The organism is Marinobacter salexigens (genome assembly GCF_018860765.1).
Taxonomy (GTDB): domain Bacteria; phylum Pseudomonadota; class Gammaproteobacteria; order Pseudomonadales; family Oleiphilaceae; genus Marinobacter; species Marinobacter salexigens_A.
Window position 1 is genome coordinate 223,935 of the sequence record NZ_JAHKPV010000001.1, and the last position, 12,150, is coordinate 236,084.

11 protein-coding genes and 1 pseudogene are annotated in these 12,150 nt (G+C 56.1%); 10 read left to right on the forward strand and 2 right to left on the reverse strand.

Annotated features, from left to right (window positions below):
• The first annotated feature begins 2 nt into the window (after window positions 1–2).
• The 10 genes from paaH to paaZ all read left to right on the forward strand — a co-directional run bounded on the left by paaH (window position 3) and on the right by paaZ (window position 10,708).
• The gene (gene paaH / locus KO508_RS01035) at window positions 3–1,523 is read left to right on the forward strand and encodes a 3-hydroxyacyl-CoA dehydrogenase PaaH (RefSeq protein WP_216006499.1); all 1,521 of its coding nucleotides are present in this window, start codon (window positions 3–5) and stop codon (window positions 1,521–1,523) included.
• The gene (paaI, locus tag KO508_RS01040) at window positions 1,520–1,978 is read left to right on the forward strand and encodes a hydroxyphenylacetyl-CoA thioesterase PaaI (protein WP_216006500.1); all 459 of its coding nucleotides are present in this window, start codon (window positions 1,520–1,522) and stop codon (window positions 1,976–1,978) included. The genes paaH and paaI overlap by 4 nt, the downstream gene beginning before the upstream one ends.
• Window positions 1,975–3,222, forward strand: coding sequence for a 3-oxoadipyl-CoA thiolase (gene pcaF, locus KO508_RS01045; RefSeq protein ID WP_289851815.1), 1,248 nt, complete (start codon window positions 1,975–1,977; stop codon window positions 3,220–3,222). Before paaI ends, pcaF begins: the two co-directional genes overlap by 4 nt.
• A gap of 95 nt (window positions 3,223–3,317) precedes the next feature.
• Complete coding sequence (gene paaK / locus KO508_RS01050; protein WP_216006501.1) at window positions 3,318–4,625, forward strand: phenylacetate--CoA ligase PaaK; 1,308 nt, start codon at window positions 3,318–3,320, stop codon at window positions 4,623–4,625.
• Between the two features lie 275 nt (window positions 4,626–4,900).
• On the forward strand, window positions 4,901–5,896 hold the full coding sequence (paaA, locus tag KO508_RS01055; RefSeq protein ID WP_216006502.1) for a 1,2-phenylacetyl-CoA epoxidase subunit PaaA: 996 nt from the start codon (window positions 4,901–4,903) through the stop codon (window positions 5,894–5,896).
• A gap of 15 nt (window positions 5,897–5,911) precedes the next feature.
• Window positions 5,912–6,193 (forward strand): 1,2-phenylacetyl-CoA epoxidase subunit PaaB, encoded by a 282-nt coding sequence (paaB, locus tag KO508_RS01060; RefSeq protein ID WP_071267358.1) that lies wholly within the window; start codon window positions 5,912–5,914, stop codon window positions 6,191–6,193.
• 10 nt (window positions 6,194–6,203) lie between these two features.
• Window positions 6,204–6,968, forward strand: coding sequence for a 1,2-phenylacetyl-CoA epoxidase subunit PaaC (paaC, locus tag KO508_RS01065; protein WP_216006503.1), 765 nt, complete (start codon window positions 6,204–6,206; stop codon window positions 6,966–6,968).
• A gap of 26 nt (window positions 6,969–6,994) precedes the next feature.
• The gene (gene paaD / locus KO508_RS01070) at window positions 6,995–7,552 is read left to right on the forward strand and encodes a 1,2-phenylacetyl-CoA epoxidase subunit PaaD (protein ID WP_216006504.1); all 558 of its coding nucleotides are present in this window, start codon (window positions 6,995–6,997) and stop codon (window positions 7,550–7,552) included.
• Between the two features lie 13 nt (window positions 7,553–7,565).
• Window positions 7,566–8,645, forward strand: a complete 1,080-nt coding sequence (gene paaE / locus KO508_RS01075; protein WP_216006505.1) for a 1,2-phenylacetyl-CoA epoxidase subunit PaaE — start codon at window positions 7,566–7,568, stop codon at window positions 8,643–8,645.
• 17 nt (window positions 8,646–8,662) lie between these two features.
• Window positions 8,663–10,708 carry a phenylacetic acid degradation bifunctional protein PaaZ gene (gene paaZ, locus KO508_RS01080; protein ID WP_216006506.1) on the forward strand — a complete coding sequence of 682 codons (2,046 nt, stop codon included), beginning with the start codon at window positions 8,663–8,665 and terminating at the stop codon, window positions 10,706–10,708.
• Between the two features lie 64 nt (window positions 10,709–10,772).
• Here the strand turns inward: paaZ and KO508_RS18765 are convergent, their stop codons facing one another.
• On the reverse strand, window positions 10,773–11,477 hold the full coding sequence (locus tag KO508_RS18765) for an ABC transporter ATP-binding protein (RefSeq protein WP_252737857.1): 705 nt from the start codon (window positions 11,475–11,477) through the stop codon (window positions 10,773–10,775).
• 210 nt (window positions 11,478–11,687) lie between these two features.
• A pseudogene (locus tag KO508_RS18770) lies at window positions 11,688–12,137 on the reverse strand (hemerythrin domain-containing protein); the annotation flags it as partial.
• Between the last annotated feature and the right edge of the window lie 13 nt (window positions 12,138–12,150).

A 12,150-nucleotide genomic window follows, 5' to 3' on the forward strand; every position in this document is an offset into this window, starting at 1 on the left:
CCATGCAGCCAATGACTACCCACACTCCCATTGCAGTAATCGGTGCTGGCGCTATGGGGTCTGGCATTGCTCAGGTAGCCGCACAAGCCGGCCATCAGGTTTTTTTACTCGATCAGCGCGATGGCGCCGCAGAAGCCGGGCGCCAGAGTATCGCCAAACAACTGCAGCGTAGGGTCGATAAAGGAAAAATGGATCAGCAGGCGTTGGATGCGCTTCTGGCTCGCATTAAGCCGATCGAGATGCTCAGTGAGTTGGCCGAGGCAGGTTTGGTGATCGAAGCTATTATTGAAGATCTCGACATCAAGCGCAGCCTACTGGCAGACCTTGAAGAGGTCTGTAGCGATAACGCCATTCTGGCCACCAACACATCCTCCATATCCGTGACCGCCTTGGGCGCCAACATGAAGCACCCCGGGCGCTTGGTGGGCATGCATTTCTTCAATCCGGCACCATTGATGGCTCTGGTAGAGGTTATCAAAGGTCTGGCCACCAGCGACGAAGTTGCACAGCGCGTTTACGCAACGGCAGCCCAGTGGGGCAAAAAACCGGTCACCGCAACTTCTACCCCCGGCTTTATTGTTAACCGGGTAGCACGGCCTTTTTACGCAGAAAGCCTGCGTCTGTTACAAGAGCAGGCGACGGACAGCGCAACCCTAGACGCCATCGTGCGCGAAGCCGGTGGCTTTCGTATGGGGGCTTTCGAGCTGACCGACCTTATCGGCCACGATGTGAACTACGCGGTAACCTCCTCGGTGTTCAATTCCTACTATCAGGACACCCGCTTTTTGCCTTCACTAGTGCAAAAAGAGCTGGTTGAAGCCGGCCGGCTGGGGCGCAAGAGTGGGCAGGGCTTTTACAACTACGCTGAAGGCGCACAGAAACCCGAACCGGCAACAGCCGCTGCTGCCAGCTGCGAAGCCGGTACGCTGATCGTGGAAGGCAACCCGGGGCCATTGGCAGAACTGGTCACGCGCCTGAGCGAAAGCGGCGTCAAAATCATCGAGCGGGACGGCCCGGGCCGCCTGTATTTCGGCGACGCCGTGCTGGCACTGACCGATGGCCGCATGGCGAGCGAGCGCGCTTCAGCAGAAGCCTGTAACAACCTGATTTTGCTGGATCTGGCGTTTGACTATGCCAAAGCTAGCCGCCTCGCTATAGCTACCGCCGATCAGGCATCTTCACAGGCCACAAACGACGCCTGTGCCCTGCTGCAAAAAGCGGGCATTGCTGTGAGCCAGATTGAAGACCGACCAGGCCTGGTGGTTATGCGCACCGTCGCAACTCTGGCCAATGAAGCCGCCGATGCGGCTTTGCACGGAGTGGCATCGGTCAGCGATATCGATCTCGCCATGAAAGCCGGCCTCAACTATCCGGAAGGCCCGCTGCGTTGGAGCGACAACCTTGGCTCCAGTCTTCTACACACCGTGCTGACGCACCTCCAGCAAAGCTATGGCGAGGACCGTTATCGTCCCGCGTTGCTGTTGAGGAAAAACCGGTTCGCTGAAAAGGGGTTCTACTCATGAGCAACGAACATCACGCACCTGATGCGCAAAAACTGGCACAGGACTGCGCCGAATCCATGTACGAACGGGATCAGGCCAGCCGCAACCTCGGCATGAAAATTACCCACGTTGCCCCGGGCAAAGCCACGGTAACCATGCCAGTTACCAGCATCATGATTCAGGGCCACGGGTCTTGCCATGGCGGCTACCTGTTCACCTTGGCGGATTCGGCATTTGCCTTTGCCTGCAACAGCTACAACAAAGCCACCGTGGCATCCGGTTGCTCCATTGAGTATATGGTCGGGGCCCGTGAGGGTGACATGCTCACCGCCAACGCGGTCGAGCAGTCCCGTGGCAACCGCACCGGCGTATACGACATTACTGTCACCAACCAGAACGGCCATGTAGTCGCCCTGTTTCGCGGGAAGTCCTATCAGGTGCGCGGCGAAGTTATCCAGTCGGAGAAAGATCAATGAGTAACGAAAAACGCTTGCAAGATGCCTATATAGTAGACGCGGTTCGCACTCCCATCGGGCGCTATGGAGGCGCTTTGGCTGCGGTACGCGCCGACGATCTTGGCGCCATTCCCATGAAGGCCCTTGTAGAGCGCCACAGCGGCTTGGACTGGTCGGCAATCGACGATGTGCTCTACGGCTGCGCCAACCAAGCCGGTGAAGACAACCGTGATGTTGCGCGCATGTCTCTCCTTTTGGCGGGCCTGCCAATTGACGTTCCCGGCTGCACCCTCAATCGCCTGTGCGGCTCGGGTATGGATGCCATCGGCAGTGCCGCCCGCGCTCTGCGTACCGGCGAGGCTGGTCTGATGCTGGCCGGAGGTGTGGAATCCATGTCCCGGGCGCCGTTTGTAATGGGCAAGGCCGACTCGGCCTTCAGCCGCAAAGCCGAAATGTTCGATACCACCATCGGCTGGCGTTTTGTGAATCCGTTGCTCAAAAAACAGTATGGCATTGACTCCATGCCCGAAACTGCCGAAAACGTCGCTGCTGATTTCAATGTTTCCCGGGAAGATCAGGATGCCTTCGCCCTACGCAGCCAACAGCGCACTGCAGCAGCCCAAAAAGCAGGGCATTTTGATAGTGAGCTCGTGCCGGTAAGCGTTCCGCGCCGCAAGCAGGAACCGCTGGTTGTGGATACCGACGAGCACCCTCGTGAAACCACTCTGGAAAAGCTCGCGAGCCTGGGAACCCCCTTCCGTGAGAACGGCAGCGTCACTGCTGGCAACGCTTCCGGCGTAAACGACGGCGCCTGCGCCCTGCTGCTCGCCAGTGGCGATGCTCTGAAGCAGCATAACCTCAGGCCCCGTGCCCGGGTTGTTGCCATGGCCACTGCCGGTGTCGAGCCGCGCATCATGGGCATGGGCCCTGCCCCCGCTACCCGCAAGGTACTGAAGACAGCCGGCCTAGAGTTGGCCGATATGGACGTGATTGAGCTGAACGAAGCCTTCGCTGCCCAGGCATTGGCCGTGCTACGCGATCTAGGCCTGCCGGACGATGCCGAACACGTTAATCCCAATGGTGGTGCCATTGCTTTGGGCCACCCCCTGGGCATGAGCGGGGCTCGTCTTGTGACCACAGCACTGAATGAGCTGGAGCGCCGTCATCAGCAGGGCCAGAGTGCCCGCTACGCACTTTGCACCATGTGCATCGGCGTCGGCCAGGGCATTGCTCTGATCATCGAGCGCGTAGACAGCGCTGAATAATAATTGAAAGCGCCCAGATTACTCCGGGCGCCCAATAAAAACAGATGCTAAACCGGCAACACGCCGGGGCAACAAGAACAATACAGGAAACGACCATGAGCCTACCCATGCACAAACTCGGAAAACTGGACCGGATGGAGACCGCCAGTGTCGACGAACTTCGTCACGAGCAACTTCAACGCCTGCGCTGGAGCGTTTGGCATGCCTATACAAATGTGCCCCATTACCGCAAAGCCTTTGATGCCATTGGCCTCAAGCCAATGGACATAAACAGTCTGGAAGATATTGCCAAGATTCCGTTTACCGGCAAAAACGACCTTCGGGATAACTACCCGTTTAATATGTTTGCAGTACCCATGAAAAAAGTTGTCCGGGTACACGCATCCAGCGGCACCACCGGCAAACCTACCGTTGTTGGCTACACCCAAAGTGACATCGAAACCTGGGCCGACATCGTTGCCCGCTCCATTCGCGCCGGAGGCGGCAGCGCCGGGGATAAAATTCACGTGGCCTACGGCTACGGCCTGTTTACTGGTGGTCTGGGAGCCCACTACGGAGCAGAAAGACTGGGCTGTACGGTTATTCCCATGTCGGGAGGACAAACCGAGAAGCAGGTGCAGTTGATTCAGGATTTTGAGCCGGACATCATCATGGTTACACCGTCCTACATGCTCAACATAGCAGACGAACTGGACCGGCAAGGTATCGACCCGAAAAAACTCCCGCTACGACTGGGTATTTTCGGTGCCGAACCATGGACCAACGAAATGCGAACAGAGTTGGAAGACCGTTTGGGCATTCAGGCGCTGGACATCTACGGACTTTCTGAAGTGATGGGCCCAGGCGTTGGTATGGAGTGCTTGGAAACTAAAGACGGCCCAACCATTTGGGAAGATCACTTTTATCCCGAAATCATCGACCCCGATACCGGCGACGTATTGCCCGACGGTGAATACGGTGAACTGGTATTCACCTCCCTAACCAAAGTCGCTATGCCGGTATTGCGCTACCGCACCCGCGATCTCACGCGCCTGCTGCCCGGCACCGCGCGCCCCATGCGCCGAATCGACAAAATCACCGGCCGCAGCGACGACATGCTGATCATCCGTGGGGTAAACGTGTTCCCGACTCAGATTGAAGAACAGGTCCTCAAGTGTCGCGCGCTGGCACCTCACTACGAAATCGAGGTGTACAAAAAGGGCAATCTGGACTGCGTGGATGTGCGGGTTGAGCTGAAAACCGGCGCAGATGGCGCAGACATAAAAGAGCACGCGGCCAAAGAGCTTGCACATCACATCAAGTCTTACATCGGCATCAGCACCACAGTGCAGGTACAGGACGCAGGAACCCTGAGCCGCTCTGAAGGAAAGGCCAAACGGGTATTTGATCGCCGTAAGGGCTGATGCTGCTAGCCGGGGTGCTCAACCTCCACACCCGGTTATTTATTTTTTCTTCGACCTATATAAAAGCAAAAGAAATCATTAGTAGAAATAGAATAACTTATAGTTTTCATAGAGTTAAATGAAACCAAAAATCTTTACAGAGAAAACATGATACAAAATGTCATTCCTTGATATTTATTCAGTGTCATATAATATGAATTCATGGCCCGTGATGCCTCGCGGTGCACATCTGTCTGAAGACAGAAGACCAAATAAGTCGAATTCGGAGAGAGTTTATGTACGCACAAATGGTTGAGACCGGTACAAAGCGCCTCAAGACCCTGGAAGAAATGTCTCCCGAAGAAAGGGACTTTCAGGAAAAGGTAGACGCCGAAACCAAGATTGAAGCCAAGAACTGGATGCCGGACGGCTACCGCAAAACGCTGATCCGCCAGATCTCCCAACACGCCCACTCGGAAATCGTTGGCATGCTGCCGGAAGGCAACTGGGTTACCCGCGCGCCGACGCTCAAACGCAAGCTGCAGTTAATGGCGAAAATTCAGGACGAAGCGGGCCACGGCCTGTACCTGTACAGCGCCATGGAAACCCTTGGCGCTGATCGTGATGAAGAAATCCAGAAGCTGCACGATGGCAAAGCCAAGTACTCAAGCATCTTTAACTACCCGACCCTGAACTGGGCTGACATGGGCGCAGTGGGCTGGCTGGTAGATGGCGCTGCCATTGTGAACCAGGTGGTTCTGCAGCGTACGTCTTATGGCCCCTATTCCCGCGCCATGGTGCGCATCTGTAAGGAAGAGAGCTTCCACCAGCGTCAGGGCTACCAGATCCTGCTGGACATGATGCGTGAAGGCACTCAGGAACAGAAAGACATGGTTCAAGACGCCATCAATCGCCTGTGGTGGCCGGCGCTGATGATGTTCGGCCCGCACGATGACGAATCGCCCAACTCCCAGCAATCCATGGTCTGGAAGATCAAGCGCAAGAGTAACGATGAGCTGCGCCAAATGTTTATTGATCAGACCATTCCACAGCTCGAATTCCTGGGCTGCACCGTACCTGACCCGGATCTGAAGTGGAACGAAGAGCGTGGTCACTACGACTTCGGTGACATCAACTGGAAAGAGTTCTACGACGTACTCAAGGGCAATGGCCCTTGCAACCGTGAGCGGATTGCCACTCGCAAGAAAGCTATTGATGACGGTGCCTGGGTACGCGAAGCCGCCGTTGCCTACGCAGCAAAACAAAAACAGCGCGCAGACAAAGCTGCGTAAACAGGAGAAGAGACAATGTCAGAATGGCGCCTTTACGAAGTATTCGTACGCAGCAAGCACGGCCTCAACCACAAACACGTGGGTAGCGTGCACGCTGCCGACAATGAAATGGCTATGGAAAACGCTCGTGAACTTTACACCCGTCGCAACGAAGGTGTGAGTATCTGGGTTGTTCCATCCGAAACCATCACAGCCTCTGCTTCTGACGAAAAAGAGATTCTTTTCGATCCGTCCGAAGACAAGGTTTACCGGCACGCTTCTTTTTATAAGCTGCCTGACGAAGTCGGGCACATGTAAGGAGCAAACCATGACACAACAAGAAGTTTTACAGGAATACCTGCTACGTCTGGCCGACTCCGACATGATTCTCGGCCAGCGTCTAAGCGAGTTAACGGGCAAGGCTCCGGCAGTTGAAGAAGAGCTTGCCGTGATGAACGTCGCTCTCGACCTGGTGGGCCAGGCCCGCAACTGGTACGAGTACGCCGCGGAACTGATCAATGATGGCCGCGACGCCGACAAGCTGGTTTTCCTGCGGGATGCTCACGAATACCGCAACCTGCTAATGGTGGAACAGCCGAATGACGACTACGCCGTCACCATGGCGCGCCAGTTTTTCTTCGATGTGTGGCACTACTTCACATTGAAGAGCCTGGTCAACGCCAGCGATGAGCGTGTTGCCACCATTGCAGCCAAAGCCGTTAAAGAGGCGACCTACCACCTGCGCCGTTCTTCCGAGTGGGTAAAACGCATGGGCGACGGTACGGAAGAAAGCCACCGCCGCATTCAGGACGCCTTCAACCTGCTTTGGCGTTTCACCGGTGAGCTGATAACTCCGGATGAAGTCGACCATGCCATGTTCAAGGCAGGCATTGGCCCGGACCCTGAGCAAATCAAGCAGGACTGGTTCGGCATGGTGCGGGAAGTCGCAGCACAGGCCACCCTGACGGTCGGTGAGGAAGATGCCTGGATGTACATGGGCGGCAAGCGCGGCGAGCACACCGAGCACCTAGGGCACATCCTGGCCGTGATGCAATTTCTGCCTCGCGCCTATCCGGATGCGACAACCTGGTAAGTCTGTCTTAATAGGGGAGCACTCCGGTGACCGAACACGAACCATCGTCTGTAGACGTATTGATTGCCAGCGACCGGGTACCGGCCAACGCCCGCCCGGAACTGCTGACAGAAGATGCAATCTGGGCACTGCTGGATAAAGTTCTGGATCCGGAAGTACCTGCCGTCAGCGTTGTTGAGCTGGGCATCGTTCGTGACCTGAGCTGGGATGGCACACACCTGACCATAGATGTAACGCCAACCTACTCAGGTTGCCCGGCAACCGAGCTGATCGAAGAGTTGATCGCCGAAGCCATGCGCGCCGCCGGCATTCGTGACCCGCAGATCAATCGTGTGCTAACCCCCGCCTGGACCACAGACTGGATAACCGAAGAGGGCCGGGAGAAGCTCCGGGCCTTTGGCATAGCACCGCCTGAGGGCAGTGCCAGCAAAATGAGCCTGCTGGGCGCCGATGAGGTGATCGCTTGCCCGCTGTGTGGCAGTACGCACACCGAGCGCCTCAGCGAATTTGGCTCCACTGCCTGCAAGGCACTTTATCGTTGCCTTGATTGCCGCGAACCCTTCGACTACTTCAAATGCATATAGAGCCGATACGATCATGAATAAATTCTACTCTCTGCCTCTCAAAGAGGTCAGGCCGGAAACAAGAAACGCCGTATCTCTAAGCTTTGATCTGCCCGAAGATGTGGCAGAAAAATTCAAGTACAAACAGGGTCAGCACCTTGTCGTGCGGACCAAGCTGGACGGCGAAGAAGTACGCCGCACCTACTCCATTTGCTCAAGTGTCAATGATCAGGAACTGCGCATCGCCATCAAACGTGTTCCCGGCGGCGCATTTTCCAACTTTGCCAACGAGCAACTGAAGCCTGGTTCCACTCTGGACGTTATGCCGCCACAGGGCCACTTCTCCATTGAGCTGGACCCGGAGCGCGAGGGCAATTACCTGGCCGTCGCGGCTGGTAGCGGCATCACGCCAATCTTGTCCATCGTGAAAACGACACTGGAAACCGAGCCCAAGAGCCAGTTCACCCTGTTCTACGGCAACAAGGGCACCAGTAGCACCATGTTCCGGGATCAGCTGCAGGATCTGAAAAACGAATACATGACCCGCTTTAACCTAGTGTACATCTTTACCCGGGAAGAGCAGGACATCGACCTGTACAACGGGCGCATTGATGGCGACAAATGTGATCAGTTATTTGACCACTGGATTGACGCCAAGAACCTGACCGGTGCCTTCCTTTGCGGCCCCCAAATGCTGACTGAAGTCGTACGGGAGTCTCTGGAACGTCACGGCCTGGACAAGTCGAAAGTTCACTATGAACTCTTCACTCCTGCCGGTGGTGTGCCTCAGGCACGTAAAGATCGTGCGGCAACCCAGGTGGATCCACAAGCTGTCAGCTCCGTTACCGTTAAGGCGGATGGCCGCTCGCTCACCTTCGATCTAGTGCGCGACACCAAGAGCATCCTCGATGCCGGTAACGATGAAGGTGCCGACCTGCCCTACTCCTGCAAAGCTGGAGTTTGCTCCACCTGCCGCGCCAAGGTAGTGGAAGGCGAAGTGGAAATGGACCAAAACTTTGCTCTGGAAGACTACGAGGTAGAAGCAGGCTACGTGCTGTCCTGCCAGTGCTACCCCGTGAGCGACAAGGTTGTCCTTGACTACGACGAAATGTGATTCTGGAGTTTTCTTACATGTCAGTTCTCAAGAGCTTTATTGCCGGTGAATGGATCGGTGAGCAGCAGGCAAAAGCCCTGCCCAGCGCCATTAACGGCGAGATCGTTGCGCACACGCACGGCGATACTCTGGATTTCAAAAAGGCCGCCGAATACGGCCGCAAGGTCGGCGGGAAAACCCTGCTGGCTATGGATTTTCAGGAACGCGCTCTGGCCCTCAAAGCCATGGCGTTGTACCTGCAAGAGCATAAAAAAGAGCTGTATGCCCTCTCGATGCACACCGGTTCCAGCAAAGCGGATAACGGTATTGATATCGACGGTGGCTTCGGCACCCTGTTTTCCTACGCCAGCATGGGCCGCAGGGAACTGCCATCCGGCAATGTGGTCCACGAAGGCCCCGTAACGCCGCTTGGTAAAAACAACCATTTCGCCGGCACCCATATTATGGTGCCCCGTGGTGGTGTCGCCCTGCATATCGATGCTTACAACTTCCCGGTGTGGGGCATGCTGGAGAAGTTTGCACCCACATTCCTGGCGGGTATGCCGTCCATTGTGAAACCGGCGACGTCCACCTGCTACGTGACCGAACTGGCTGTGCGCCTGATGCATGAATCCGGTGCGCTACCGGAAGGCAGCCTGCAGCTGATCATTGGCAGCACCGGCGACCTGTTCGAACACCTGGAAGAGCAGGATGTGGTTACCTTTACCGGCTCGGCAAAAACCGCCCGCATGCTGCGTAACCATCCGAACATCATCAACCGCTCGATTCCGTTTAATGCGGAAGCCGACTCGTTGAACAGCGCGGTTCTGGCTCCGGATGTAACGCCAGAGCACGAAGAGTTTGATCTGTTCGTGCGCGAAGTCGGTCGTGAAATGGTCGCCAAGGCCGGCCAGAAATGTACGGCGATCCGACGTGTCATGGTGCCTCAGGATCAGGTGCAAGCGGTGTGCGACAAGCTCAAAAAGCGACTGTCGAAAATCACCACGGGTGACCCTTCCGTCGAGGGCGTACGCATGGGGGCTTTGGCCTCTATCGATCAGCTGGAAGACGTGAAAGCCAACATTCAGGAACTGCTGAAAACCAGTGAGCTGGTCTTCGGCGGCGAAGGCAACTTCAAGCCAACAGGCGAAGGTACCGAAAAAGGTGCGTTCATCGAACCGCACCTGCTGGTATGCCGTAACCCGGAAAACGGCTGTGGCGCTCACGACATTGAAGCCTTTGGCCCGGTTGCCACGATTATTCCTTACAACACTCTGGACGAAGCCGTTGAGCTGGTTGCCAAAGGCCGTGGTTCACTGGTTACCACCGTAACCACCCGTGACCCTGTAACCATTGCCAAACTGGCTCCGGCGCTGGCTGCCTACCATGGCCGCCTGCACTTGCTGGATGCAGAGGCTGCAAAGGAATCTACCGGCCACGGTTCTCCCCTGCCCATGTTGAAACACGGCGGCCCGGGGCGCGCCGGTGGTGGTGAAGAACTCGGTGGCATTCGCGCCGTGTATCACTACCTGCAGCGCACCGCCATTCAGGGTTCTCCCACCATGTTGGCAGCAGTAACCGGCGAATATGTTCGCGGTGCCAAGGTGATCGAAAACGACATTCACCCGTTCCGTTATCACTTTGAAGATCTGCAGATCAACCAATCACTGCTGACCCACCGTCGTACGGTTACTGAGGCAGATCTGGTGAACTTCGGCTGCCTGTCGGGCGATCACTTCTACATGCACTTCGATGAAATCGCCGCGAAGAACAGCCAGTTTGGCAAGCGCATTGCCCACGGCTATTTCGTGCTGTCTGCCGCAGCCGGTCTGTTCGTTGATCCTGGCGAAGGCCCGGTGTTGGCGAACTATGGTCTGGACACCTTGCGCTTCATTGAGCCGGTCGCGCCGGGCGATACCATCCGCGCCCGCCTGACCTGTAAACGCAAAATTGATCAGGGCCGTACGTCGCCAGATGGCCACCCGCAAGGTGTGGTGGTTTGGGATGTTCAGGTCACCAACCAGGAAGACGAGCTGGTTGCCAGCTACGACATTCTGACGTTGGTCGCCAAGAAGCCGGAGTGATTCTTCCGGCATAAAAAAACCGCCAGTAGCTTCACGCTCTGGCGGTTTTTTTGCACCTGTCACATCACATGCCCAGATACGCCTCACGTACTTTTTCATTGCTCAACAGGTCACGACCAGAGCCTTCTATAACCACTCGCCCCGTCTCCAGAACATAGCCACGGTCGGCAAGGGCCAGCGCCTGGGAAGCGTTCTGCTCCACCAGAAAGATGGTCATGCCTTCGTTTTTAAGCTCTTTGACGATGTTGAAGATCTCTTCAATGATCAGCGGGGCAAGGCCCATGCTGGGCTCGTCCAGCAGTAACAACCTGGGTTTTGCCATCAAGGCACGCCCCATAGCAAGCATTTGCTGCTGCCCACCAGAAAGCTCTCCGGCCAGGTTGCGGCGCTTCTGCCGCAGAATGGGGAACTTCTCGTACATGCGCTCGAGATCGTTTTCTACCTCAGGGCTGCGACCACGTGTGTAGGCGCCCAGCAGAAGATTGTCCTCAACACTCAGATCTTTGAAGACCTGCCGACCTTCAGGAACCTGAACAATACCGCTGGCAACACGCTGGTCCGCACCGATTTTAAGCAGGTCTTTGCCTTCGAAGTTAATGCTACCGCTATCAGTTGGCTGCAGACCGGAAATCGTCATCAGCAGTGTCGATTTACCGGCGCCGTTGGCTCCGACCAGGGAAACAATCTCACCGCTATTGATACGAATATCAATCCCATGGAGCGCTTCAATCTGCCCGTAGGAGGTCTTCAGGCTCTTGATGGATAGCATTTCCTCAGTAGCATGCTGTGCCGTTCTACGCGGCGCGTGATGCAGCCCCAAGCCGCCCAGGCGTTCCGGGGTGTAACTCACAATGCGGTGGCGCAACTCCCGGAATTCATCCCGCACCCGTTCACCAAAAAGCGGGTCATTGGACTGATCACGAGATTCCGTAATCAGGCGCCAATCGTCTTCACTCAGGAGCTTGCGGGCCCGGGGAATGACCACGCCTTCTTCTTTCTTGATGTGCTTGCGCAAGGCTTCGGTAAATCGTGCCAACGCGTGGCTGAAGTCTTCCCTGCCATCAGGCCACTGCTCCATGCACACGCTTAACAGATGGCGCAACTCATTGATTTTCTGATCACCAATCACATAACCGTGGGCCAGTTTGTCCAATAGCGGCTTGGTGTCCGGTGACCTTTCACCCAGAACACGATACAACACAATTTCTTCAGGCGAGCTGTGCACTCGCCGTGCAAAGTGCTGAACATAGTCGAAGATTGTGCTGAACAAGGTTTCATCTGGCTGTTGTTCATTGATATTCATGTCGTGCTGAAACTGGTCCAGCAGGTCCAATATGCGCCAGAGCGCCTGATGCTCGTGAACGATCGTGCTGATGGCTTGTAGGCTGTAGCTGTCTTCAGGCGCAACGTTGGTCGGTGTCTGTGTCATTGTCGTTATTCCT